The sequence below is a fragment of the Paractinoplanes bogorensis genome (genome assembly GCF_018829635.1).
Classification (GTDB): Bacteria; Actinomycetota; Actinomycetes; order Mycobacteriales; family Micromonosporaceae; genus Actinoplanes; species Actinoplanes bogorensis.
Genome location: NZ_JAHKKG010000012.1, coordinates 11,507 through 36,352 on the forward strand (window position 1 = coordinate 11,507; position 24,846 = coordinate 36,352).

Annotated in this window: 22 protein-coding genes; 14 read left to right on the forward strand and 8 right to left on the reverse strand. The window is 70.9% G+C overall.

Annotated features, from left to right (window positions below):
* Positions 1-206 precede the first annotated feature (206 nt).
* The 4 genes from KOI35_RS34025 to KOI35_RS34040 all read right to left on the reverse strand — a co-directional run bounded on the left by KOI35_RS34025 (position 207) and on the right by KOI35_RS34040 (position 6,034).
* Positions 207-2,387 carry an ArnT family glycosyltransferase gene (locus KOI35_RS34025; RefSeq protein ID WP_215792815.1) on the reverse strand — a complete coding sequence of 727 codons (2,181 nt, stop codon included), beginning with the start codon at positions 2,385-2,387 and terminating at the stop codon, positions 207-209.
* 132 nt (positions 2,388-2,519) lie between these two features.
* A complete protein-coding gene (locus KOI35_RS34030; protein ID WP_215792816.1) occupies positions 2,520-3,590 on the reverse strand; it encodes a 3-deoxy-7-phosphoheptulonate synthase in 1,071 nt (356 codons plus the stop codon).
* A gap of 184 nt (positions 3,591-3,774) precedes the next feature.
* Positions 3,775-5,220, reverse strand: coding sequence for a sensor histidine kinase (locus KOI35_RS34035; RefSeq protein WP_438870645.1), 1,446 nt, complete (start codon positions 5,218-5,220; stop codon positions 3,775-3,777).
* Between the two features lie 76 nt (positions 5,221-5,296).
* Entirely contained in the window at positions 5,297-6,034 is a 738-nt protein-coding gene (locus tag KOI35_RS34040; RefSeq protein WP_215792818.1) for a response regulator transcription factor, read from the reverse strand.
* A gap of 130 nt (positions 6,035-6,164) precedes the next feature.
* Between KOI35_RS34040 and KOI35_RS34045 the strand changes: the two genes are divergently transcribed.
* Positions 6,165-6,410, forward strand: coding sequence for a hypothetical protein (locus KOI35_RS34045; RefSeq protein ID WP_215792819.1), 246 nt, complete (start codon positions 6,165-6,167; stop codon positions 6,408-6,410).
* Positions 6,411-6,428: 18 nt separating this feature from the next.
* The gene (locus KOI35_RS34050) at positions 6,429-6,743 is read left to right on the forward strand and encodes an RCC1 domain-containing protein (protein WP_215792820.1); all 315 of its coding nucleotides are present in this window, start codon (positions 6,429-6,431) and stop codon (positions 6,741-6,743) included.
* On the opposite strand, the gene KOI35_RS34055 is transcribed toward KOI35_RS34050, so the two are convergent.
* Complete coding sequence (locus KOI35_RS34055; RefSeq protein WP_215792821.1) at positions 6,724-8,904, reverse strand: hypothetical protein; 2,181 nt, start codon at positions 8,902-8,904, stop codon at positions 6,724-6,726. The two genes, KOI35_RS34050 and KOI35_RS34055, sit on opposite strands and share 20 nt — an antisense overlap.
* 127 nt (positions 8,905-9,031) lie before the next feature.
* Here KOI35_RS34055 and KOI35_RS34060 point away from each other — a divergent pair, with 127 nt between their 5' ends.
* Both KOI35_RS34060 and KOI35_RS34065 read left to right on the forward strand, forming a co-directional pair.
* Entirely contained in the window at positions 9,032-9,403 is a 372-nt protein-coding gene (locus KOI35_RS34060; RefSeq protein WP_215792822.1) for a tetratricopeptide repeat protein, read from the forward strand.
* Positions 9,404-9,413: 10 nt separating this feature from the next.
* Positions 9,414-9,698, forward strand: a complete 285-nt coding sequence (locus KOI35_RS34065) for a Smr/MutS family protein (RefSeq protein WP_215792823.1) — start codon at positions 9,414-9,416, stop codon at positions 9,696-9,698.
* 4 nt (positions 9,699-9,702) lie between these two features.
* Here the strand turns inward: KOI35_RS34065 and KOI35_RS34070 are convergent, their stop codons facing one another.
* Positions 9,703-12,060: a M28 family peptidase gene (locus tag KOI35_RS34070; protein ID WP_215792824.1), complete on the reverse strand. Its 2,358-nt coding sequence runs from the start codon at positions 12,058-12,060 to the stop codon at positions 9,703-9,705.
* A gap of 76 nt (positions 12,061-12,136) precedes the next feature.
* Here KOI35_RS34070 and KOI35_RS34075 point away from each other — a divergent pair, with 76 nt between their 5' ends.
* The 8 genes from KOI35_RS34075 to KOI35_RS34110 all read left to right on the forward strand — a co-directional run bounded on the left by KOI35_RS34075 (position 12,137) and on the right by KOI35_RS34110 (position 19,993).
* Positions 12,137-12,472, forward strand: coding sequence for a hypothetical protein (locus KOI35_RS34075; protein WP_215792825.1), 336 nt, complete (start codon positions 12,137-12,139; stop codon positions 12,470-12,472).
* Between the two features lie 76 nt (positions 12,473-12,548).
* A complete protein-coding gene (locus KOI35_RS34080) occupies positions 12,549-13,745 on the forward strand; it encodes a PP2C family protein-serine/threonine phosphatase (RefSeq protein ID WP_215792826.1) in 1,197 nt (398 codons plus the stop codon).
* Complete coding sequence (locus tag KOI35_RS34085; RefSeq protein ID WP_215792827.1) at positions 13,742-15,340, forward strand: sensor histidine kinase; 1,599 nt, start codon at positions 13,742-13,744, stop codon at positions 15,338-15,340. The genes KOI35_RS34080 and KOI35_RS34085 overlap by 4 nt, the downstream gene beginning before the upstream one ends.
* Positions 15,337-15,792 carry a response regulator gene (locus KOI35_RS34090; RefSeq protein WP_215792828.1) on the forward strand — a complete coding sequence of 152 codons (456 nt, stop codon included), beginning with the start codon at positions 15,337-15,339 and terminating at the stop codon, positions 15,790-15,792. The genes KOI35_RS34085 and KOI35_RS34090 overlap by 4 nt, the downstream gene beginning before the upstream one ends.
* Positions 15,785-16,594, forward strand: a complete 810-nt coding sequence (locus KOI35_RS34095; RefSeq protein ID WP_215792829.1) for an inositol monophosphatase family protein — start codon at positions 15,785-15,787, stop codon at positions 16,592-16,594. Before KOI35_RS34090 ends, KOI35_RS34095 begins: the two co-directional genes overlap by 8 nt.
* Positions 16,595-17,374, forward strand: a complete 780-nt coding sequence (locus tag KOI35_RS34100) for an SDR family NAD(P)-dependent oxidoreductase (protein ID WP_308121276.1) — start codon at positions 16,595-16,597, stop codon at positions 17,372-17,374.
* A gap of 64 nt (positions 17,375-17,438) precedes the next feature.
* Positions 17,439-18,452 carry a coiled-coil domain-containing protein gene (locus tag KOI35_RS34105; protein ID WP_308121277.1) on the forward strand — a complete coding sequence of 338 codons (1,014 nt, stop codon included), beginning with the start codon at positions 17,439-17,441 and terminating at the stop codon, positions 18,450-18,452.
* Positions 18,453-18,490: 38 nt separating this feature from the next.
* Complete coding sequence (locus KOI35_RS34110; protein ID WP_215792830.1) at positions 18,491-19,993, forward strand: fused MFS/spermidine synthase; 1,503 nt, start codon at positions 18,491-18,493, stop codon at positions 19,991-19,993.
* Here the strand turns inward: KOI35_RS34110 and KOI35_RS34115 are convergent.
* Positions 19,960-21,600, reverse strand: coding sequence for a serine/threonine-protein kinase (locus KOI35_RS34115; protein ID WP_215792831.1), 1,641 nt, complete (start codon positions 21,598-21,600; stop codon positions 19,960-19,962). The genes KOI35_RS34110 and KOI35_RS34115 overlap by 34 nt on opposite strands.
* Positions 21,601-21,840: 240 nt before the next feature.
* On the opposite strand from KOI35_RS34115, the gene KOI35_RS34120 reads away from it, so the two are divergent.
* On the forward strand, positions 21,841-23,079 hold the full coding sequence (locus tag KOI35_RS34120) for an MFS transporter (protein WP_215792832.1): 1,239 nt from the start codon (positions 21,841-21,843) through the stop codon (positions 23,077-23,079).
* Between the two features lie 140 nt (positions 23,080-23,219).
* The gene (locus KOI35_RS34125) at positions 23,220-23,945 is read left to right on the forward strand and encodes an SDR family NAD(P)-dependent oxidoreductase (protein WP_215792833.1); all 726 of its coding nucleotides are present in this window, start codon (positions 23,220-23,222) and stop codon (positions 23,943-23,945) included.
* 76 nt (positions 23,946-24,021) lie between these two features.
* Here KOI35_RS34125 and KOI35_RS47880 read toward each other — a convergent pair whose 3' ends face one another.
* Positions 24,022-24,726, reverse strand: a complete 705-nt coding sequence (locus tag KOI35_RS47880) for a hypothetical protein (RefSeq protein WP_246614239.1) — start codon at positions 24,724-24,726, stop codon at positions 24,022-24,024.
* Positions 24,727-24,846 lie beyond the last annotated feature (120 nt).

Here is a 24,846-nt window from a genome sequence, read left to right on the forward strand (position 1 = left end):
CGTCGCTGTGAGGCGGTGTGACCTGCAAAACACGAATCGGCCGGCGCCCTTCCGGAAGCCGGCCGATCTTGAAGTCGAGCCCAATCAGACCCCGCCCTCCCAAGGGGGCGCCCCCGCATCCATTGTGGGGGAATTGGGGGATCTTGGCCGAGCGCCCTGTGGATGGAGCGTGATTGTGGATGGGCGGGCGCTCGGCCGGGAACGTGCTAGGCGGTTGTTGTTGTCGTGGGCTGGGTCAGGTCGTAGACCGTGGTGCTGCCGACGGTCTGGGCGGTGAAGTTCTCGGACACCCAGGTGGCGATCTCGGAGCTGGCGCTGCTGCCGCCCGAGTTGCTGCGGCCGCCGCCGAAGCCGCCACCGCCGATGAAGTAGTGGATTTTGCCCTCGGCCACGTACTGCTGGAACTGGGCCAAGGTGGGGGACGGGTCGCTGCCGTTGAAGCCGCCGACTGCCATGACCGGGTCGCCGGTCGCGAGCTGGTAACCGGAGGCGTTCTGGGAGCCGACTGCGGCCGCGGCCCAGGTGTACTGGTCGGCGTTCGCCTCGAGCAGGGACTTCATCTCGTCGCTGACCGTTGCGGCGTCGAGCAGGCCGCCGGCGCCGCCACCGCCGCCCCGCATGCCGCCACCACCGTTGCCGCCCGGGAAGCCGCCACCCTGAGCGGTGCCGCCTTGAGCGGTGCCGCCTTGAGCGGTGCCGCCTTGAGCGGTGCCGCCTTGAGAGGTGCCGCCCTGGTTGTTGCCGCCGAAGCCGCCGCCGGGGAAACCGCCCTGGCCGCCGCCGGGGAAGCCACCGCCGCCGGGGAAGCCACCTCCACCGAAACCACCTCGACCGCCGCGACCGCCAGGGCCGCCGAAGCCGCCGGACGTTGCCGGCCCGGCCGACGGGATCGAGCCGGTGTGCGCCTCGGACGCGGTCTGCACGGCGTACGCGGCCGGCCCGGCCAGCACCGCCGCCAGCGAAACCCCGGCCGCCACCGCAGCCACCCGAGCCGGCAGCCGCAGGGTGCCGAGCAGCGCCACCGCCCCGACCAGCCCGCCGACCAGCACGACCCAGCGCAGCCAGGGCAGGAAGTCGGCGCTGCGGGCCAGCAGGTGATACGACCACCAGGCGCTGACCGCCACCGTCGCGGCCAGTGTGATCGTCGCGAAGACGTTGCTGCGGTGACGCCACAGCAGCACCGCCCCCATGCCGACCACCGCGCCGACCGCCGGCGCCAGCGCCACCGTGTAGTACGCGTGGAAGATGCCCTGCATGAAGCTGAACACCAGGCCGGTGATCAGCAGCCAGCCGCCCCACAGGATCAGCCCGGCGCGCTGCCGGTCGGTCCGGGCCCGGCGGGCGGTGAGGACCAGGCCCGCCACCAGCAGGATCAGTGCGGCCGGGAGCAGCCACGAGATCTGGCCACCCTGCGAGGAGTCGAACATGCGGGTCAGGCCGGTCGAGCCCCACATTCCGGTGCCCGTGCCGCCGCCTCCACCACCGCCGACGCTGCCGGTCTCGTTGCCGTTGAGTCGGCCCAGGCCGTTGTAGCCGAGGGTGAGCTCGAGGATGCTGTTGTTCTGCGAGCCGCCGATGTAGGGCCGCATCGAGGCCGGCACCAGTTCGACGATCGCGATGTACCAGCCGGCCGACACCACTACGGCCAGGCCCGAGAGCAGCAGCTGCCAGATGCGCTTGCCCAGCTTGGGCGGCCCGGCGAACAGGTAGGCGAGCGCGAACGCGGGCACCACGAGCAGCGCCTGCAGCATCTTGGCCAGGAATCCGAAGCCGACGAACATCCCGGCCAGCACGATCCACTTGGTCGAGCCGTTCTCGATGGCGCGCGTGGTCGCGTACGCACCGGCCACCATCAGCAGCACGAGCAGTGCGTCCGGGTTGTTGAAGCGGAACATCAGCACGGCGATCGGGGTGAGCGCGAGCACCGCACCCGCGAGCAGACCCGCGGCCGGGCCGAACCAGCGCTTGACCGTGGCGTAAAGCAGGCCGACGCTGGCCACGCCCATGAGTGCCTGCGGCACCAGGATGCTCCACGAGTTGACGCCGAAGATCCGGGCCGAGAGCATCATCGGCCACAGCGCACCGGGCGTCTTGTCGACCGTGATCGAGTTGGCCGCGTCCGAGGAGCCGAAGAAGAACGCTTTCCAGCTCTCCGACCCGGCCTGCACGGAGGCCGAGTAGAACGCGTTGGCCCAGCCGTTCTTGCCGAGACCCCAGATGTAGAGGACTCCGGTGAGCACGAGCAGGGCGAGAAGGGACGGGCGGACCCAGGACGGGTCGGCGCCGCTTCCCAGGAAGAAACGCTGGACGCGGGAACGGTGCCGGACCGGCGGTGGCGTCGGCAGGTCGGGCGCGACCGGCGGCGGGACGGGCAACGTCGTCGTCATCGAGGCTCTCCACTAAGTGGCGGATCTTTACCTCGATAACTGTCGGCGCGGGCCCTGTCCCGCCGTTATGCCGGTACTGTGCGCTAGCTGTGAGTCGTCGACCGGCCGGTCAAAGGTCAGCTGTAGGAAAGATCAGCTGTGAGTCGCGCGCCGCTTGGCCGAGGCCGACGCGAGCCGCTCCAGTACGGAGACGGTCGGGTCCCAGCCCATGCACGCGTCGGTCACCGACTGGCCGTAGACCAGTGATCCGCCCAGGTCCTGGCGGCCGGGCACCAGGAAGCTCTCCAGCATCACGCCGCTGATGCCGCGCTGCCCGGCCTCCATCTGCTGGGCCACGTCGTCGGCGACGATCGGCTGGCGCAGGTGGTCCTTGTTGCTGTTGCCGTGCGAGCAGTCGATCACCAGACGCTCGGGAAGGGATGCGGCCCGCAGAAGAGCAAGCGCAGCGTCGACGTCGGATGCGCTGTAATTGGGCTTGCCCCCGCCGCCGCGCAGCACCAGGTGCGTGTCCGGGTTGCCGGAGGTGTGCAGGATGGCCGGCGTGCCCGAGTAGTCGATGCCGGGGAAGACGTGCGGCACCTCGGCCGCGTGGATCGCGTCGATCGCGGTGGCGATGCTGCCGTCGGGGCGGTTCTTCATCCCGATCGGCATCGACAGTCCCGAGGCGAGCTGCCGGTGCACCTGCGATTCCACCGTACGGGCTCCGATCGCGCCCCAGCTCACGGTGTCGGCGATGTACTGCGGCGTGATCGGGTCGAGGAATTCGACGGCGGTCGGCAGCCCCCGGCCGACGATGTCGAGCAGCAGCCGCCGGGCGATCCGCAGGCCGGTGCCGACATCGCCGGTGCCGTCCAGAGCCGGGTCGTTGATCAGGCCCTTCCAGCCGACGGTGGAGCGCGGCTTCTCGAAGTACACGCGCATCACGATCAGCAGGTCGTCGGAGAAACGCTCGGTGGCGCCGGCCAGTAACGAGGCGTATTCGCCGGCCGCGACCGGGTCGTGCACGGAACACGGGCCGACGACGACCAGCAGCCGGGGATCTCGGCCATTGAGCACGTCCTCGACCTGGCGGCGGCCCTCCAGCACGGTGTCGTGCAACTCGCTCGTCAGCGGCAGCTCGTGGTGCAGCAGCGCGGGGCTCATCAGCGGGACGACGGCCTCGATGCGCTGGTCACGAACGCGCTGAACCTCGGGGGCAGTCACGGTGGTCTCCACTTCTCCGCCGGCGCCCACCCTGAGTGCCGGCAAACAAAAAGGCAGCGACGTCGTGTCGCTGCCCGGCCGGCTCTGGCGTGGTGTCTCAGTCGAAGGACATGGCTGAGGCACCGGCGGGAGCCGGCCTCGTAAACCAATAGAACTTCGGAGTCACGTCGGACAGCATAGCGCCTCAGACCGTGGGTGGCGCCAACTCGGCCAACTGCTCAGCTGGTGGGACGGCGGCCGGACCTAGCGGCAGTACGACGCTGAAGACGGTGCGGCCCGGCGCGCTCTCGACCGAGACACGGCCCTGGTGCGACTGCACCACGGCGGCCACGATCGACAGCCCGAGGCCGGTGCTCCCGGCGGCCCGCGAGCGCGAGCTGTCGCCGCGCGCGAACCGCTCGAAGATCTTCGGCTGCAGCTCGGACGGGATGCCGGGGCCGTTGTCGATGACGTGCACGACGGCCGAGTCGAGCGTCGAGGTGACCGCGACCGTCACCGAGGTGCCCTCGGGGGTGTGCGTACGCGCGTTGGCCAGCAGATTGGCCAGCACCTGGTGCAGCCGCGCGCCGTCGCCGATCACGATCACCGGCTCCTCGGGCAGGTCGAGCTGCCAGAAGTGCCGTGGGCCGGCCGCGTGGGCGTCGCTGACCGTGTCGACCACGAGCATGGTCAGGTCGACCGGGTCGTGGGCCAGCGGGCGACCGGCGTCGATGCGGGCGAGCAGCAGCAGGTCTTCGACCAGGCCGGTCATCCGCTTGGCCTCGGACTCGACCCGGTTGAGCACGTGCGCGATCTCGTCCGGTATCGGGGCCCGGCTGCGACGGCTGAGTTCGGCGTACCCGCGGATCGCGGCCAGCGGCGTACGCAGCTCGTGGCTGGCGTCGGCGACGAACTGGCGTACCTGCATCTCACTGGCGTGCCGGGCCTCGAGGGCGTTGCCGACGTGGTCGAGCATCTGGTTGAGCGCGGCGCCGACCTGGCCGACCTCGGTGCGCGGGTCGGTGTCGGCGTCGGGCACCCGCTGGGCCAGCCGCACCTCGCCGCGGTCGAGCCGGAGCTCGGAGACGTTGGTCGCGGTGGCCGCGACCCGGTCGAGCGGGGCCAGGGTGCGGCGCACGATCAGGGCGCCGGCCCACCCGGCGATGCCCAGGGTGATCAGCACCGCCCCGCCGGTGACCATTGCTACCCGGAGCAGCGTGAAGTTGGTGTTCTTGAGCGACAGCGCGGTGACCCGGACGATCCCGCTGCTGGTCGTCTCGGCGGTGACCCGGAACGAGCCCAGCCCGTCGAGGCTGATGTTCTCCTTCGTGCCGTCGGTGGGCACGGCGATCAGCTCGGCCGCGGCGACGTCGCTGAGCGTCTGGTACTTGGTGTCGGGGTTGCCGTCGGTGTTGGTGTACGTGACGACCTGGCCACCCTGCACGTCGGTGGCGCTGGTGTAGAAGATCGTGATCGAGCCGGGCTCGGCACCGCGGAACGGGTGGTCGGCGTCGTACGAGCCGAACGGCCCGCCGCCCGGACCCCGGCCGGTGACCTCGAGTTTCGCGTCGACCTGGGCGTAGAGCGTGTTGCGGAGGAAGAAGAACGCGGTGCCGCCGACGGCGAGGCCGAGGATCGTGAGCAGGACCATGATGATGGCCACGATCCGGGTACGCAGCGGCCAGCCCGCGGGGCTGCGCCAGCGCGAGGGGTGGATGACGGCCATCTCAGTCGGCTGGCTTGAGGACATAGCCCGCCCCGCGCATCGTGTGGATCATCGGGGCGCGGCCGGCGTCGATCTTCTTGCGGAGGTACGAGATGTACAGCTCGACGACGTTGGCCTGGCCGCCGAAGTCGTAGTTCCACACCCGGTCGAGGATCTGGCTCTTGCTCAGCACCCGGCGCGGGTTCCGCATCAGATAGCGCAGCAGTTCGAACTCGGTGGCGGTCAGCGTGACCAGGTCGCCCGCCCGGCGCACCTCGTGGCTGTCCTCGTCCAGCGAGAGGTCCCCCACGATCAATTGCGAGTCCGTACGCATCGGGGAGTGGCCCATCCGGCGCATCAGCCCCCGCAGCCGGGCCACGACCTCTTCCAGGCTGAACGGCTTGGTCACGTAGTCGTCGCCGCCGGCGGTCAGGCCGGTGATCCGGTCTTCCACCGAGTCTTTGGCCGTCAGGAACAGCACCGGCACCTCGGGCGACTCACCGCGCAGCCGGCGCAGCACCTCGAGCCCGTCGATGTCGGGCAGCATCATGTCGAGGACGACGGCGTCGGGACGGAACTCGCGAGCGGTGCGCACGGCGGTCTGCCCGTCGCCCGCGCTCTTGACGTCCCAGCCCTCGTAGCGCAGGGCCATCGAGAGCAGTTCGGCCAGCGTCGGCTCGTCGTCGACCACGAGGACCCGGACGGGACCTCCGTCGGGGCGGCGGAGGTCGGTGCTGGAATCTGCGTTCGCCATCGTCATGCCCCTACTGTCATGGGCCACGCTATGCGCTTGCTTTTCGCTTCCTGTGTACCACCTGTGTGTTGGACCCACAGGAACGGCATCGTTTTCGCACAGCCGCCTGACACCGTACGCCGGGAAGGTCTTGGTCATGACGCAGATGACGAAGCACCTGACGGCAGGCTGGCAGCGGCGCACCGGCATCGTGGCACTGGGGGCGGCCATCGCGCTGGCCTCGACCCTGGGACCGGGCACGCTCGGGACGTCCCGGCTGGGCGCGAGCGAGGTGGCCGGCTTCGCGACGGTGACCGCGGCCGACACCATCACGGCGACCTCGGTGCTGGCCGAGGCGACCTCGGCCGGGCGAGGCGTGTCGAAGAACCCCGAAAGCGTATAAAACGGTCATAATGCTTGCATGAAGATCACGCGGCGGGTAGTGGCGATCTTGGCCGTCGTGGTGGCGTTGTCCGTGGCCGCGAGCCCGGCCGGAGCCGACGGGCGGGCCGGGGACGGGCTCGTCGAGGTCGGGCTCGACGGCAAGGTCGTGCAACTGGTCGCCGACGGGGACAGCACGTGTGCGCTGACTGAGGCCGGCCAGGTCTACTGCTGGGGCGCGAGCTATCCCCAGCCGTACCGGCCCGGCAGTAATCCGTTGATCCTGGTGGCCCTGGGTGCGCTGCTGGTCGCGGGCGGCGTGGGCCTGCTGACCGTCAGTCGTTCCGGGCGGTAGCCAGCGCCGCGTCCCGCAGCTTCGCGGCACCCTGCTTGAGCCGCTCGGTGTAGTAGGGCCGGGTCCAGTCCGGCCACTTGACCTGGCCGATCGCCTGGTCGGTGCCGGACGAGGTGAGCGACACGGTGACCCCGGGGCTGACCTGGGTGGTCAGCTTGCCGTCCTTCGGCACGGCCACCCGGTGGGCCGACGGGTCGGCGAAGGCCAGCATCGACCACGGCACCCGGACGGTCAGGTCGTCGCCGTCGAGATGCCAGAGCGCCCGGCTGTCCGACTCGTCCTGGGCCGGATCCCACGATCCGTAGCGGATCTGGCCCACGTTCTGCAGCTCCACCGGCAGCTTGATGCCCCGCTTGGGGTCGGTCAGCGCCCGGCTCACGACCAGCTCGATGGGCTTCCAGCCGTCCGGCGCCGGGCCCCGGTCGGACGCCGGCACCGAGAAGTCCAGCTTCATCGGATCGAGTTGATTGCGCACGTACGCCTGACCGCTGTGCCCGACGAGGTTGAGGGCGAACACCGCGTCCGGCCGCCGGTCGGCGCTCCCGGGCATCGGGGCGCCGGTGACCCCGGGCAGCACGTCGAAGTTGACCATCATGGTGCCCGGCGCCGAGTCCCCGAGCTTGATCTTCAGGTTCAGGTACTCCTCGTCGACCCGCGCGTCGACGTCCCGGGCCGGCCAGCCGTCACCGTCGAAGAGCTGCTGGTTCGCCGCGTCGGGTTGCCCGTCGGCGTCCATCGCGAGCACCCCGAAGGCCTGCTCGTTGGTCAGCGGGTCGTGCCAGAGCTGGCGGCGGCCCGGATCCTGGGTGCCGGCCGTGTTCCAGGTGTAGCGCCACCACTCGTCCATCCAGCTGAACACGAAGCCGGCGCCGAGCCCCTGGTCGCGGATCATGCGCAGCAGGTCGGCGTTGATCTGCATCGCGTCCTGCTCGCTGTGGTCGCCCTGCGAACGGCCGAGCGGGGCGTTGTGGGCCGATCCGATCGACGACGGCACCCCGAACTCGGTGATCAGAGTCGGCATGGTCGGGTGGTGTCTACGCAGGTCGGCGAGATATCCCGCGTACGGGTCGAGGCGTCCGCCGTACTCGTACGAGATCAGCTTGGGCTCGTTGCGCAGGAAGTCCGGATAGAACGGGTAGGCGTGGTAGCTGGCGAACGTCCCGGCCGGCCAGTCCGCGGTGGGCAGCACGTGGTTGGCGTCGATCCCGAGCCGGTCCTCCTGCTCGAGCGGCTCCTGCGGGTGGCGCAGCGGATCGGTCGTGGGCCAGTTGACGAAGGCGATCGGCTGGCTCACCCCGTGCCCGGCGACGTATCCGGCCAGGTCGTTCATCCGGGCCGCGAGCCAGCGCTCGGTCGGCGTCGACTTGGGCGTGTTCCGGAAGTACTTCCCGGCGAAGCGGGGCACGTCGGCGTTGCGCTCGTCCGACGCGGCGGCCGCGGCCGGGTCGATCTCGTCGCCGATCACCCAGCCGATCAGCCACGGCGTGACGTCGGTGTCCCACGTGCCGCCGGCCCGGCCGGGCACGGTCGTACGGCGGAAATCGCCGGTCACCACCCGGGCCGCCGCCTGCAACTCCTGACGGAACGCGGTGGTCACCGTCTTGTCGAAGAGGTTCTTCTTCTCGACGTACGTCTGGTCGGGCAGCGAGACGCCCTGCACCAGGTAGAGCGGCCGCTCCGGGTTGTCGGCGTTCCACGCGGCCAGCTGCTCGTAGAACGCCGGCGGGTGGATCTGGTAGACCCGGACCACGCGCAGGCCGAGCCAGTCCATGGCCGCGAACCAGGCCCGATACTGCGCGGCCGAGATCGCGCCCTCGCCGGGCAGGTGGCCGGGCGTGGTGTCGCCCAGGTCGACGCCGGGCAGGAAGGTGCGGTCGCCCCCGGCCGTGTGCAGCTCGAACTTCTGCCCGTCCGAGCTGGCGACCATGCGCAGGCCACCGGACTCGCGCGGGGCGGCCGCCCAGGAGGTGCCCTGCGGCGGTGACGGGATCTCGTTCATCCCGGCGATCAGGAAGGCCGGCGAGTTCAGGGCCGGTGCGGCCGCCCCGCCGGCCAGGAGCGCGCACAGGCCGAGCACGAACACCCCGATCACGGACGCCCGGAAACGTCCGAATCGCGGACGGGCCGGCGCGGTCACGAGATGGCTCGGAAAATCCCCCACGCAGGCATTGTCTGTCGTCGGGGGTGGCCTATGGGCGGGTTTGTCGGGAAGCTTGGATGATCGGAACACTCGCCGTTGGCGCTTTGTTGTGCCAGCGTTAGGCAGGCGCGAGCGTGAGGAGCGGCACGTGGATCTTCTCGAGGAGTACCGCAGGGCGACCTTCTTCTTCGAGTCCGGGGATCCGCTCGGGGCCTCCCGCCTGCTCGAGCCGATAGTCGAGGCCGAGCCGCACAACACCGCCGTCCGGCAGTTGCTGGCCCGGGCCTACTTCAACTCGGCCCAGCTCGGCCGGGCCGAGGCCCAGCTGCGCGCGCTGGTCGAGCACGACCCGTCCGACCACTACGCGCATCACGTACTCGGCCGCACGCTGGAGCGCGACGGGCGCTTCCGTGAGGCGCTGCCGCATCTGCGTCTGGCCGCCGCGATGAAGCAGCAGCCGGAGTATTCGGACGCGGTCCATCGGGTCGAGCAGTGGCTCGGCAAATCCGAGACGGCATAAGGTCGGGAACGTGAAGCTGAAACTCGACCTGCACGACATCTTCAACAAGGGCACCGAGATCGACAAGGCACTGCGCGGGGTGATCGACGAGGCGATCCAGAAGAAGGCCGCCATGGTCGAGATCATCCCGGGCAAGGGCAGCGGTGCGCTGAAGAAGAAGGTGCTGCGCTTCCTCGACCAGAAGGAGATCAAGCAGCTCTACCACCGGGTCGAGAAGGACGGCGACAACTGGGGCCGGCTCTTCGTGCACTTCAAGCACAACGAGTCGACCGGCCGCCGCGGCCGCGGCCGTTAGGCGCTCAGAGCGTGTAGGTCTTGGCGACGGCGAGCAACTCACTCGTGTGGGAGCCGACGATGCCGACCGCGGGCGGGCGGGCCCGGAAGCCCGGCAGCTCGCTCAGGCCGTCGCTGCCGTCCATCGCCCGGAACTTGACCGGGCCGCTCGCGCGCACGGTCAGTGTGATCTCGACGCCGTCGGACGGTGGGGCGTGGAAGACGAAGCCCCAGCCCCAGGCGTGGTCGCCGGTCGTCCGAGACGGTAGCGGGCGGCCGCCCACGGTGGCCGACTCGACCGTGGCGCCCGCCGCCACGTGCAGCGTGACCAGGCGGACCGCGCGCTGCGGCTGGAGCCGGAGCTTGAGCGTGCGAGCGTCGCCCGAGCGGGTGTCGGACTCGACGGTGAGCAGCGGCGCGGGCAGGGTGGCGGCCTGGGCGTCGCCGGTGCGGACCTCTTCGGGGCCGAACGTGGGCAGCGTGTCGTCGACGCGGTGCAGATCGCCGGAGATGTATTGCGAGGTCCAGTCCTGGACGTCGGGCTCGTCGCTGATCCAGCGGGCGGTGCCGTTGTCGGCGTCCAGCGCGTACATGAGCTGGGTCAGGGCCGGGCGCTGGGCGTCGAACCGGTCGACCGCCAGCCCGGCCGCCGTGCAGACGATCACGGCCAGCACCACGGCCAGCGTGGGCACGGCGCCCAGGCGGCGACTGCGCAACGCCTCGATACCGCGCTGGCCCCCGGCCCGCGGGTGGATCAGGTCGATCACCGGCAGCAGGGCCAGCCCGAGCAATACGGTCAGGAACGCCCCGGCCGCGCCCAGGCCCATGCCGAGCGCCGGGAACAGCATGATCACGGTCGGCAGCAGGATGACCGTGGCCACCGCGCCGCCGAGCGTCACCGCCACGACCGGGATCCAGCCCCGGGTCGTGACCGCGACCAGGCCGAACACGGCGCCGGCGAGCGCGGGCAGGGCGGCCAGGTAGGAGCCGCCGGGCACGAACGCGGCCAGCACCACGCCGAGCACGGCCAGCCAGCCCAACCCGGCGAGGGCCAGGGCGGCCGGCCCGACCCGGCGGCGCAGCAGCGCGAACCAGGCGAGGATCACGGCCGCGGCCAGCAGGATGACGGCCACCCGATAGAGCTCCGGCCGGTACGGGTCGATCGGCATCTCGGCGTACGGGGGACGCATGATCTTGAGCAGGGCCCAGAGCACCTGAGCCAGCACCGGCGCCAGCACGATCGGCACCAGGGTCAGCGCGCCCGCGACGAGCGCGCGGCGGCCGGTGATCAGTCGCTGCCGGCGGGCCAGCCAGGCCAGCGCGGCGACCGCCAGCAGGGCCAGGACGGCGATCGGCCAGACCAGCGAGCCGGGATAGCGCACCAGCAGGCCGGGCGCGGGGAAGTAGGTCGCGTCGCCGCCGCCGGTGGCCTTCAGGTCGGCCAGGTCACGACCGCCGAGCTCGCGGACCAGGGCGAGCGCGTTGTCGCCGTGGTGTTGCAGGCTGTCGCGGTCCATCGCGGCGGGGACGTCGGTCGGCGCGTGATAGACCGCCGCGCCGTCGATGTACGCCGTGTTGAGCCCGGCGAAGCCCGCCTCGCGGAACGGCGTGAAGTCGGTGTCGTTGGGCAGCAGCCGATAGATCTCGACGGCGAACGACGTGCCGACCGGTTTGGCCGCGTGCGAGTAGGCCTCGACCAGGCGCCCGTTGCCGGCCGAGGTCTCGAACATGATGGCCGGGCCGCTGCTGCCCCGGGCCTCGAGGTTGAGCACCACGCCGCCGTCGCGGGCGAGCGGGTGCTGGTCGACGAACGCCTTGGCCCCGCACAGGCAGGCCTCCTCGCCGTCGGTCAGCACCAGCACCACGTCGTTGCGCGGGCGGTCGCCGGCCAGCAGGGCCCGCGCCGTCTCGATCGCGGCCGAGGTGCCCGCCGCGTCGTCGTTGCCGCCCGGCCCGACCTGCACCGAGTCGTAGTGGGCGACCAGGAAGATGCGCCCGGTCGAGGCCGTGCCGGGGATCTGCGCGATCACGTTGCGGACCCGGGCCAGGCCGGTGCCGCCCGCGCTGGACGACAGCCCGGCACCCTCGATCGACACCGTGTCCTGCACCTCGGGGGTCAGGCCCATGCCGCGCAGCGTGGTCAGCAGCCGCTCGCGCACCTCGTCGTTGGCCGGGCTGCCGACCGGGTGCGGGCGGGTCGCGATCGCCTCGACCTGCTGGAAGGCGCGCTCGGCGCTGAACTCGGCCTCGGGCGCCGACACCGGTCGCGAGGCCGGCGGGCGCACCGACGCGAGGCCCGCGAAACCGGCCAGGGCCAGGACGACGACCGCGACGAGAGCGGCCAGGGCCCGGTGCGCCGGGTCGGTGAGGGCGGGTGCTCGCATGGGTGACATCTAAGCGGTTGGGTACGACACCGGGTAGGCCGGAAGATCGAATATCCGGTGGCCTAGCGTTGTCGGCGTGAGCACGCCGATCGACCCAGCCGCCGTCATGGCCGCGTTCATCGACGCGGTCGCGCCCTACGACCCCGCGCCCGACGCCGGCCCGGTCGCGATGGTGGGCGTGCGCACCGCGATGGGCGAGGCCGTCTTCCCCGTCGGCGACCACGTGATCCGGGCCATGTGCAAGGCCCTGGCCGCCTACCGCGACCCGGAGGACCGGGGCACGTGCGTCGAGTGCGGCGGACGCCACCTCGACGAGAATCTGCACTGCCGGGAATGCGGCCGGCTGCACGGCATCCTGGGTGAGGTGATCGCCATGCACGCCCGTCGCGTGGCCGCCGAAGACGCCACGTGAGAGTGTTGTGCCCCCGCAGTCGGTGCGCCACGATCAGCGGGTCAGGGTGGCCGCGAGGACAGGTGGGTTTTGCGCAATGACTGAGCGCTCGGTCGCGCCGCGCACCCGCGCCCCGGCCTATCAGGAGCGCCTGCGCGTCCTGCTGGTCGAGGACGACGAGGGCGACGCGTTCCTCGTCCGCGAGCTGCTGCACGAGGCCGACGCGCCGTTCGACCTGCGGGTCGCCACCAGCCTGCGCGAGGCCCGGGGCCTGCTGCCCGGCATCCACTGCGTGCTGCTCGACCTCGGCCTGCCCGACGCCGAGGGCATCGACGGCCTGCGCAAACTGCTCGCGGTGGCCGGCAGCGCCGCGGTGTGCGTGCTCACCGGCCGCTCGGACGAGCACCTGGGCGTCGACGCGGTGGCCGAGGGCGCCCAGGACTACCTGGTCAAGGGCCAGGTCGACGGCGTTCTGCTGACCCGGGCGCTGCGCTACGCGGTCGAGCGCAAGCGGGCCGACGAAAATGCCCAGCGGCTGCGCGAGGTCGAACTGCGCCAGGCCGAGTCGGCCCGCCTCGAGCGCGGCCTCCTGCCCCAGCCCCTGATGTCCACCGATCGGGTGGCGGTGCACACGTTCTATCGCTCGGGCCGGGCGATGGGCCTGCTCGGCGGCGACTTCTTCGACGTCGTCCAGGTGGGTGACAACAAGCTGCAGGTGATCGTGGGCGACGTCTGCGGGCACAGCGTCGACGAGGCGGCCCTCGGCGTCGAGCTCCGGGTCGCCTGGCGTGCGCTGGTGCTGGCCGGGGTGCCCGACGACGCCATCCTCGGCTCGCTCGAACAGGTGCTGATGAGCGAGCGCCGGGCCCGCGAGGTGTTCGCCACCGTCGCGTCGATCACGCTCGACCTGGACGTCGGGCGCGCCGTGGTCCGCCTGGCCGGGCATCCGCCGCCGGTGCTGCTCAGCGGCGGTCGGGTCGGGCCGGTCGAAGCGCGTACGGGAATCGTCCTCGGGGTAAGTCCGAAGCCCACGCCCGCCACCGAGGTGGAGCTGTCCGGAGATGACTGGTCCTTGCTGATGTATACCGACGGCCTGATCGAGGGCCACACCGGCGTGGGGAACGAGCGCCTCGACGTGACCGGCCTGTGCGCGCTGCTCGAGGAGCCCGCGGCCCAGGCCGTGCCCCTCCCGGCGCTGCCCGCCTGGCTGGTCGGCCGGGCCGAGCACGCCAACGGCGGCCCGCTCGCCGACGACGTGGCCATGCTCCTGATCACCCGGGGGAACGGACGATGAGCTTCCGCGGCTGGACGCTGCGCCGACGGATCATCGCGCTCTGCGTCACAGTCGGCCTGATCTTCACCGTGCTCGGCGTGTTCGCGGTGATCACCGCGGCCGGCAACAACCGCCAGCTCGACAACGTGCTCGACCGGGCCAGCCCGATGCGCGCCGCGGGCGAGCAGCTGAACACGGCGTACGTCAACCAGGAGACCGGCATCCGTGGCTACGCCATCAGCGGGAACGAGGCCAACCTGCGCCCGTACACCGAGGGTGTCGCCCAGGAGAAGATGCTGATCGAGCGAATCAACGGCTATCTGCGCCCGGAGAACACCGAGATCCGGGCCGCGCTCGACGAGGTGCAGCGGCGGGCCGCAGTCTGGCACCGCGACGTCGCCGAGCCGGTGATCGCGACGATCAAGTCGGAGGGCGTCCAGGCCGGGCAGGCACAGATCAACGCGATCTCGACCGAGAAGTTCGACGCCCTGCGGTCGGCGATCGGGGCGATGCAGGACGACATCGCCGTGCTGCGGGCCGCCTCGGCCGAGGCCGCCCGGCAGAGCAGCCGGACCATGGTGGCGATCCAGATCTCGGCCGCCGCGATCATCATCCTGGCCGGGTCGGCGCTGATCCTGCTGCTCGACCGGATGGTCAGCCGCCCGGTCACCGAGCTCGCCGAGCAGGTACGTGAGGTGGCCGCGGGCGACTACGAGAAACACATCTCGAGCACCGGCTCGCCCGAATTGTCCAGCCTGGCCGACGACGTCGACGGCATGCGGCAGAAGATCGCCGCCGAGCTGGCCGAGGTACGCGAGGCCCGCACCCAGATCGAGTGGGTCAACGACCAGCTCAAGGTGCAGGCCGAGGAACTGACCCGCTCCAACCGCGACCTCGAGCAGTTCGCCTATGTCGCGTCGCACGACCTGCAGGAACCGCTGCGCAAGGTGGCCAGCTTCTGCCAGTTGCTGCAACGCCGCTACGCGGGTCAGCTCGACGAGCGCGCCGACCAGTACATCGCGTTCGCCGTCGACGGCGCCCAGCGGATGCAGCGTCTGATCAACGACCTGCTCGCCTTCTCCCGCATCGGCCGGCTCACCTCGGGCTTCACCGAGGTGCCGCTCGACCGGGTGCTCACCGAGGTCAAGTCGCAGCTCGAGCCGCGGGCGGGCGAGGAGGCCGAGATCACCTGGTCCGAGCTGCCCGTCGTCGAGGGCGAAGAGCCGCTGCTCACCACCCTGTTCGTCAACCTGATCGGCAACTCGCTCAAGTTCAAACGGCCCGACGTGCCCCCGGTGATCCGGGTCAGCGCCGAGCAGGTCGACGGCGAGTGGCGCGTCAACGTGCGGGACAACGGCATCGGCATCGAGGCCGAGTTCGCCGACAAGGTGTTCGTCATCTTCCAGCGGCTGCACGCCCGGGATGCGTACGAGGGCACCGGCATCGGTCTGGCGATCGTCAAGAAGATCGTCGAATATCATGGCGGGCGGATCTGGCTCGACCTCGAGGCCGAGGTCGGGACGTCGATCTGGTTCACCCTCCCGGTGCTGCCGGGCGCCTCCGACGAGGAGCCCCCGGTGCCGGCGCAGGAAACGAGAAAAGAGGTCACGGCATGACGTCTCCCCTACGGGCGGACGGCACCCCGATCGAGGTGCTGCTGGTCGAGGACGACCCCGGCGACGTGCTGATGACCCAGGAGGCGTTCGAGGAACACAAGGTCCGCAACCGGCTCAACGTCGTCTCCGACGGGGCCGAGGCGCTGGCCTACCTGCGCCGCGAGGGCCAGTACGCCGACGCCACCCGCCCCGACCTCATCCTGCTCGACCTCAACCTGCCCAAGCGCGACGGCCGCGAGGTGCTCGAAGAGATCAAGAAGGACGACGAGCTGGGCCGGATCCCGGTCGTCGTGCTCACCACGTCGGCCGCCGACGAAGACATCCTGCGCAGCTACCAGTTGCACGCCAACGCGTACGTGACCAAGCCGGTCGACTTCGAGCGGTTCATCACCGTGATCCGGCAGATCGACGAGTTCTTCGTCAGCGTCGTGAAGTTGCCGCCGCGTGCTTGATCAGGTCGGCGAGCTCATCCGGGAGGTCGCGGCCACCATCGTGCTGCCGCGTTTCCGTCACCTGTCCACCGACGAGATCGTCCAGAAGTCGCCGGGCGACCTGGTCACGATCGCCGACAAGGAGTCCGAGGTCGCGCTCACCCGTGGCCTGACCGCCCTGCTGCCGGGCTCGATCGTGGTCGGCGAGGAAGCGGTTGCGGCCGACCCGCGGGTGCTCGGTCGGGTGGGTGAACCGGGCGCGGTCTGGATCGTCGACCCGGTCGACGGCACGAACAACTTCGCGGCCGGCAAGACCCCGTTCGCGATCATGGTGGCGTTGCTGCGGGACGGCGAACCGGCGGCCTCGTGGATCCTCGACGCGGTCGGCGACCACATGACGGTGGCCGAGGCCGGGTCGGGTGCCTACCGCGACGGCGTACGGGTGAAGACACGCACCGACGATCCCGGGGCGGCCGCGCTGCGCGGTGTCGTCGCCACGCACTATCTGCCCGAACGTCTGCGCGCGGTGGCTCAGCCCAACGCGGCGGCGCTCGGCGAGGTCACCAAGGGCAAACACTGCGCCGGGTACGAATACCCCGCGGTCGCCCTCGACGAGCAGCAGTTCGCGCTCTTCTGGCGGATCCTGCCGTGGGACCACGTGCCCGGTTCGCTGATCGTGCGCGAGGCCGGCGGCACGGCGCTGCATCTGGACGGTGCCCCCTACCGTCCGACGGACAGTGAGCGCGGCCTGCTGGTCGCCGCCAACGAGGACATCTGGCGGACGGTGCGGGACACGCTCTTCCCGGACACGTCGATTCTGTAGGTGCTCGTGACGGCGTACCTGGAAAGCATTTTCGGTCTGACCGGCCGCACCGCGATGGTGACCGGCGGCAGTTCGGGCATCGGCCGGGCCATGGCGATCGCGCTGGGCCGGGCCGGGGCACGCGTGCTGCTGGTGGCCCGCCGGCCCGAGCCGATGGCCGAGGTCGTCGACGAACTGCGCGGCTTCGGCGTCGAGGGGCATGCGCTGCGGGCCGACCTTTCCTCCCGGCCGGCCGTCTCCGAACTGATCAACCAGACCATTTCCCGGTACGGATCTCCCGACGTGCTCGTCAATTCGGCGGCGGTCAACCGGCGCCCGCCCCTCGGCGAGCTCACCGAGGACGACTGGGACGTGACGATGGCGGCGAACCTCACAGCCCCGTTTCTGCTCGGTCAGGCGTTCGGGCCCCGGATGGCCGAGCGCGGCTGGGGACGGATCATCAACGTGGCGTCCCAACAGGCCTTCCGCGCGTACGGAAACAGCGGGGCCTACGGTGCGTCCAAGGCCGGTCTGGTCGGTTTGACCAGGTCACAGGCCGAGGCGTGGTCGGCTCAGGGCGTCTGTGTCAACGCGATCGCCCCCGGAGTGGTGCACACGCCACTGACCGAACCGGTCTTCGCGGATCCGGCAACCGTCGCGAAGCACGCGGCCCGCGCCATGATCGGCAGAAACGGCGTACCGGAAGATTTCGGGGCTTGTGCCGTCTTTCTGGCCAGCGATGCCGCCGTCGCTGTGACCGGCCAGACACTCTTCGTCGACGGTGGTTACTCGGCCAGTTGATCGATCTGCCGCTTCCCTACGTATCACGGTAGAGTCTGCCCGCGCTGACGATGGGGAGGTATCCGTGGCGGCGGTTTTCCAGCGCCGGCTCAGCGGTTTGCTCGTGCTGGTCGTGGCGGCCTGCACGCTTCTGCTGACGGCGACGTCCGGGGTGGCCCAGGCCGATCCGGACGAGGGCGATGACAAGACGCTGCGCAGCGCGCTCGAGTCCGCGGCCAAGGGCCAGGCGGTGGCGATCCAGAAGCTGAACGCGTCGAAGAAGCGATCGGTGCAGCTGCAGGCGACCGTCAAGCAGGCGCAGGCCGGGGCCAAGGCGCTCGAGGTCCGGGTCAACGACATCGCCAACCGGTCCTACCGGCTCGGCCGGCCCAACACGATGGCCATGTTGCTCGACGCGACCTCACCCGACATCTTCCTCGAGCGCATTCAGCAGCTCGATATGATGGCCCAGCTCGACAGCGCGACCCTGACGCAATATCGCGAGTCGCTCGACAAGGCCGAGGCGGCCAAGGTGGCGATCGCCAAAGAGATCACCGAGCAGACCAAGCAGGTCGCCGCGCTCACCAAGAAGAAGAACGAGGCCGAACGCGCACTGGCCAGCGTCGGCGGCGGCAGTGTCTCGGGCGGCTTCGTGTCGGTGAACTCGCCGCTGGCCAAGCCGGCCCCGCGCAACTCGGACGGCTCCTGGCCCAGCGAGAAGTGCACGATCAACGACCCGACCAGCTCGGGCTGCCTCACCCCGCGGACCCTGCACGCCTATCAGGAGGCTAAGTCGGACGGCTTCGGCCGCTACACGGTGTGCTGGAGTCAGCGCAGCTCGGGTGAGCATCCGAAGGGCCGGGCGTGTGACATGTCGTCCAACGCGACGACGTACAAGACATCCCCGGCGACCGGCGGCGACAAGACGTACGGAAACAATCTCGCGGCCTACTTCGTGAAGAACGCGGACCGCCTCGGGGTGATGTACGTGATCTGGTTCCGCGAGATCTGGATGCCCGGCACGGGGTGGAAGAGCTACAGCGGCAGTGGCGGGGCGTCGGCCGAACACACGAATCACGTGCACGTGTCCATGCTCTAGCAGCTTCTTCCCAGGCCGGGCCGGATAGCATCCCGCGAATGGGAAAGCCGCCGCGGGCGTTGCCGTCCGGTCTCGCCACCGCTCTGGTCTTCGGGTCCAGTGGCGCCGTCCTCGTCCTCGAGATCGTCGCGCTGCGGCTCGTCGGGCCCTATGTCGGCGTCACGTTGCAGGTGAGCAGCTCGGTCATCGGCATCGCGCTGGCGGCCATCGCGTACGGGACGTGGCTGGGCGGCCGCCTCGCCGACCGCTACGACCCGCGCGCGCTGCTGGTGCCGGCGCTGCTGCTAGGGGCGATCGGTGCCGCCGTCACGCTGCCGCTGGTGCGGTTCGGCGGCGAGCTGCTGCGGGGCGGGGCCGCGCCCGCGGTGCTGCTGCTCGCCGCGCTGGCCGTCTTCCTGCCCGCCTTCCTGCTCTCGGCGATCACCCCGCTGGTGGTGAAGCTGCAGCTCAGCGACCTGGACCGGACGGGTTCGGTGGTCGGTCGGCTGTCCAGCATGGGCACCCTGGGCGCGATCACGGCGACGCTGGCGACCGGGTTCATCTTCGTCGCCGCGGTGCCCTCGAGCTGGATCGTCATCTCGCTGGCGGTGCTGCTCGCGCTGTCCGGGGCCGTGCTGGCCTGGTGGTTGCGGCGCAACGGGGGAGCGGCCGAGCTGCCCGGCAGACCGCGGACCCGGGCCGTGCTGGCGTCGATCGGCCTGGTCGGGGCCGGTCTCGGGGTGGCCTCGCCGAACCCGTGCGACATCGAGACGGCCTACCACTGCGCCCGCGTGCAAGCCGACCCGTCCACCCCGGGCGGGCGTGAGCTGATCCTCAACTCGGCCCGGCACTCCTACGTCGACCTCGACGACCCCCGGCACCTGGAGTTCGCCTACATCCAGTGGATCGGGGCGGTGGCCGACGTGCTGCCCGCGGGTCCAGTCGACGCGCTGCACCTGGGCGGCGGCGGGTTCACCATGCCCGACTACGTGCGGGCGACCCGGCCCGGCAGCGACCAGTTGGTGCTCGAGCTCGACGGTGACCTGGTCAAGCTCGACCGCGAAAGGCTCGGCCTGACCACCGGGCCCGATCTTCGCGTACGGGTGGGCGACGCCCGCGTCGGCGTCGCCTCGGAGAAGACGGATTCCTACGACTTCGTGGTCGGCGACGCCTTCGGCCACCTGACCGTGCCGTGGCACCTGGCCACCCGCGAGATGGCGGCGGACATCGCCCGGGTGACCCGGCCCGGCGGCATCTACGTCCAGAACGTCATCGACTATCCGCCCGACCGCTTCATCCGGGCCGAGCTGGCCACCGTGGCCGCCGCGTTCCCGCATGTGGCCGTGATCAGCAGTCAGGAGGCGCTGGACGGCCAGGTCGGGGCCAACTTCGTGATCATGGCGTCGAAGAGCCCGCTGCCCACCGACGAGGTGGCCCGGCGGGTGGCCGACGTGAAGGATCCCGGGGTGCTGCTCACCGGCCAGGCGCTGACCGACTTCATCGACGACGCCCGGGTGCTGACCGACGACTACGCGCCGGTCGACCAGCTCCTCGCCGGCTGAACACCCCGGTCGCGTTCGCGGCGGCTGGCCGGCGGGTTGGCCATCACTTCGGCGCGGCAGCGCACCCCGTCGACCGCGAACGACAACGGCAGCGGGTTGTAGTCGCGATACTCGCCACGCAGCGTGAACGACCGCAGCTTGCCGTGACCCTTCGCGGTCACCTTGCGGCCCTTCTGCGTGACCGTCTTCGACGAGCCGGTCAGCTTCTGGGTGCCCGGATAGAGGAACTGCACCCGCCACGAACTGTGCGCCAGCTCCCGGGTGGTCGCCACGGTCAGCTGGGCCTCGTAGTCCCGGCCCGAGTCCCGCCGCAGCTGATAGCGCACCGCACACCGCGACTCGTCGTCGCTCGGTCCGGCCACCGCGACGCCCGCCCCAGCCGCTTGCGCCTCCTGCACGTCCGGCGTGTTGCGGGTGACGGCCCAGCTGGTCCCGGCCACCGCGACCACGGCCAGCGTGATCAGGACGCTCTGCGCGCGATGGCTCCCGCCGATCCGGCCGCCCAGGAAGACGCCGCCGCCGAGCGGGCGCGGGCCGCCGAGCCGCAGCGCGGCCCCGATCCGGAGCCCGGCCCGCAGTCGCAGCACCCGGGCCGGCGGGCGCGGACCCGGGATCCCGCCCGGCAGCCCGAGATAGGCGAGCAGGGCCTTACCCATGCCGGGGCGGGGCCTCGGCGCGACCGGCGGTGGGTAGGCGGCACCGCGTACGGCCTCGGGGGCGTCGGCCGCGCGCTCGACCACCGGCGGGATGATCGCCTGCACGCCGACGACGCCGGCCAGGTCGCGGGCCACCTCGGCCGCCACCGGACGGTCGGCCGGGTCCTTGGTCAGGCAGCGCAGGCACAGGTCGGCCACGGCCTCGGGCAACCCCGGGATCGTGGGCAGCGGCTCCGGGTCGGCGTACAGGTGCGCGCGGAGCGCCTCCGAAGTGGTCTCGGCCGGCCACGGCAGACGACCGCAGAGCGAGCGGTAGAGCAGCAGCCCGAGCGCGTAGACGTCGGCCGACGCCGAGACCTGCGAGCCGCCGAGCCGCTCGGGCGCGAGATAGGCCGGGGTGCCGAGCAGACTGCCGTCGGGCGCGGCGTCGCGCTGGCCGATGATCGCCGAGATGCCGAAGTCGACGACCTTGGCCCCGCCGCCGGTCAGCATCACGTTGGCCGGGGTGACGTCGCGGTGCACCACGCCTCGCGCGTGTGCCGTGGCCAGCGCGGATGCCACCTCGACGGCCACGGTGACGGCTTCGCGCCAGGGGAGGGGCCCACGTCGCGCGATCCGCGAGGACACCGACTCGCCGTCGTTGAGCTCCATGACGACGTACGGAATGGTCAGTCGCTCGTCCAGCGGTGATTCGCCGAAGTCGAAGATGCCGGTGATGTGCGGATGGCTGAGTCGCGCGGCGGCCAGTGCCTCCTGTCGCATGCGATCGCGGAACATCTGGTCACCGGCCAGGCGGGGCGAGAGCATCTTGACCGCCACCGACCGGCCGAGTGTCTCGTCGTAGCCGCGCCACACCTCGGACATACCGCCGGTGCCCAGCTTCTCGACGAGCCGATACCGCCCCGCGATCCGGAGCGACGCGATCTGCCCGTTTCGCTCCGTCCGCCCCATGTGCCGATTGTGACCCGAGGGGCGGGTCGTCCGGAGCCGTCCCGGGAAACCCGTAACGCTCGTGCCCAGATGCCGGGATTCAGGCTAAGGTCGGCGTCCGGCAGGAAGGGGTTCGCGCATGCAAAGCACCTCGGTGACGGTCTTCGCCTCGACGCGGGGACGCTAGGGCCCTTTACGCCCTCGTCTCTCCTCGCGTCGGGCGGTCGCTTCTGACCGTTCCCCTCGCTCGAGGAGCTCCTTTTGCGTGCCCTTTTCGCCGCACCACTCGGTGCGGATTTCTGGAAACTCTGGACCTCGTCCGCCGTCACCAACCTCGGCGACGGCATCACCATGGTCGCCGGGCCCCTACTCGTCGCCTCGATCACCCACAATCCGGCGGCCGTCGCCTCGGCGGTCTTCGCGCAGCAGTTGCCATGGTTGCTGTTCGCCCTGACCAGCGGTGCCTGGGCCGACCGGGTCGACCGCCGGCGCCTGGTCGTCGCGGTCAACCTGCTGCGGGCGGCGGCGCTGGCCGCGCTGAGTGCGGCGGTGGCGTTCGACGTGGTGACCGTGCCACTCGTCCTGGCCGTGTTCTTCCTGCTCGGCACGGGGGAGACGCTGGCTGACACGGCGTCGGCGGCCGTTGTCCGGCTGGTCGTGCCCGCTGCGGCACGACCCGAGGCCAATTCCCTCATGTACGCGAACTTCAATGTCCTCAATCAATTCGCGGCCAAACCGGTCGGCGGGTGGTTGTTCGTGGTGGCGGCCGCGGTGCCGTTCGCCGTCAACGCCGTGACGTTCGTCGTCTCCGCCGCACTCGTCCTCACTGTCCGCGCCGTGTCGTCCCCCGCCCCTGCCCCTACCCCCGCTCGGCGTGACCTGCGGGGCGAGATCCGCGCGGGCGTGCGGTGGCTGTGGCGGCATCGGCTGCTGCGCACGCTCGCGGTCACGATGGCGGTCGGCAACGTCGTCTTCTGTGCTGCGTTCGCCATCTTCGTGCTCTACGCCGAGCAACGTCTGGGATTGACCGAGGTCGGCTACGGGGTGCTGCTGGTGGCGTTCGCGGTCGGCGGCCTGCTCGGCACGCTGGTCGCACCCGCCCTGATCGGCCGGCTCGACGCAGCACCGCTGCTGCGGGCGGGCCTGCTGATCGAGATGGCCCTGCACGCCACGCTGGCCGCGACCCGCTCACCGTTCGCGGCCGCCGCGATGATCGTCATCTTCGGCATCCACACCACGGTCTGGGGCGTCGTCGTCACCACGATCCGTCAGCGCGACGTGCCCGACGCGATGTACGGCCGGGTGACCAGCGTCTACTCGTTTCTCGACCTGGGCGGGGCGGCACTGGGTTCCCTGCTCGGCGGCGCGGTCGCGGTTGTTTACGGCCTGACCGCCACCTATTGGACCGCGGCGGTGGCGATGGCCCTGGTCGCGCTCGTGGCCTGGCGTCCTCTTCGGCTGGCCACGCTCCGCACACCCGAACCCGCATCCACCACCTGATCGACCGGCGCGGACCGGCCGGGCTTTGTGGGTCGGGGTCTGGTTGGTCTGGTCGGGCTTTGTGGGTCGGGGTCTGGTTGGTCTGGTCGGGCTTTGTGGGCCGGGGCCTGGCTGGTCCGGTCGGTCGATAGGGTTCGGGTATGTCGAGGCTCGCGGTGGTCAGCGGTGGCGGAACGGGAATCGGGCGTTCGACGGCGGGCATGCTCGCCGGCGAGGGCTACGACGTGATCGTCGTCGGCCGGCGGGAGAAGGTGCTGGCCGACGCCGTCGCCTGGATCGGCCCGCAGGCGTCCGCGGTCACCGCCGACGTCTCCGACCCGGCCCAGATCGCCGCCGTGGTCGCGGCCGTCGGGGAGCGCCCGGTCGACGTGCTCGTCAACAACGCCGGGGCCTACGTGCCGGGCGACGGTTCCACACTCGACGGCCTCGCCGCCCAGTGGCGGGCCAACTTCGACTCCAACGTCCTCACCGCCGTGCTGCTGACCACGGCCCTGCGGCCCGCCCTGCGCCGTCCGGGCGGCCGGGTCATCCTGACCAGCTCGATCGCCGCCCAGAAGGGTGGCGGCGGCCCCTACTCGGCCGCCAAGGCCGCCCTGCACGGCTACCTCCACGACCTGGCCGCCGAGCTGGGCGAGGACGGCATCACGGCCAACGTCATCGCCCCCGGCTACGTGACCGACAGCGAGTTCTTCGCCGACCGGATGACGCCCGAGGGCCACCGCGCCCGGGTCGACGCCACCCTACTCAAGCAGCCCGGCGTGCCCGACGACATCGCCGAGGCGGTCCGCTGGCTGGCCGGCCCGGGCGGTCGCTATGTCACCGGCCAGATCATCAACGTCAACGGCGGCTCGGTCCTCGGCCGCTGATCCCGCTAGGCGCCGGTCTACGGCCGCTGATCCCGCTTGGCGCCGGTCTCGGCCGCTGATCCCGCTTGGCGTCGGTCTACTTGGCTCCGCCGGTGAAGCGGCCCTCGCCCTCGCGGTTGGGCCGGAAGCGCAGGCCCGACCAGCGGTCGTCGATCGCGACCTGACCGCACGGGCGCATGTCGTAGTCGGCGACGATGGGCCACAGCGTGTCGCGGTTGATGTCGGCCTGGTTGCCCTTCGGATAGGCCACCCAGAACACGCCCGGCTTCCCCAGGTCGTCCCGGTGCTCGTCGAGCTGCTTGCGGGCGCTCGCGGCGTCCTCGGCGAAGAGCACGGCCGTGCTCGCCGTGGCCAGCATGTCGGTCTCGCGAACCCCGTCCGGCATCGGCGTCAGCAGCGTCAGATGCGCCGGATCCGACAGCCACACCGTGGTGTTCGGCTTGATCAGCAGCTTCTCGGCAATCGTCTTCGACATGTCCCGAGCGTCGCACCGACAATAAAAGTTGTCAAGGACGTCGGGGTCGACCTCCTCGCGCCCCACCAACCGCAGGTGGCGTTGCTGAGCGGCGAGCTTGATGCGGGCCGCGGTCTGCGGACCCGCGGGCCAGATGCCCAGCGGGTTGCCGCTGTGATCGAAGAGCTCCCCGGCCGCCAGCCGCCTCAGCAGCTCGGGCGGGAGCTGCCCGCGGAGGCGTCGTCGGCGAGCGTTCCGATTCGAACCGTAGATCTGGTCGAGCACCTGACGTTGCGCCTTGTACCAAGAGGACGGGTAGGGACTCACGGCTCGCTCCTTCTGCGGGGTGGCCCGATCCTTGACCGATCCGCTCCGGCCCGGCGCGACTTTCTTCGCCGCCTGTGGATAACGGGCCGGCCTGTGGATAACCCGGGTTCTGTCGGACCG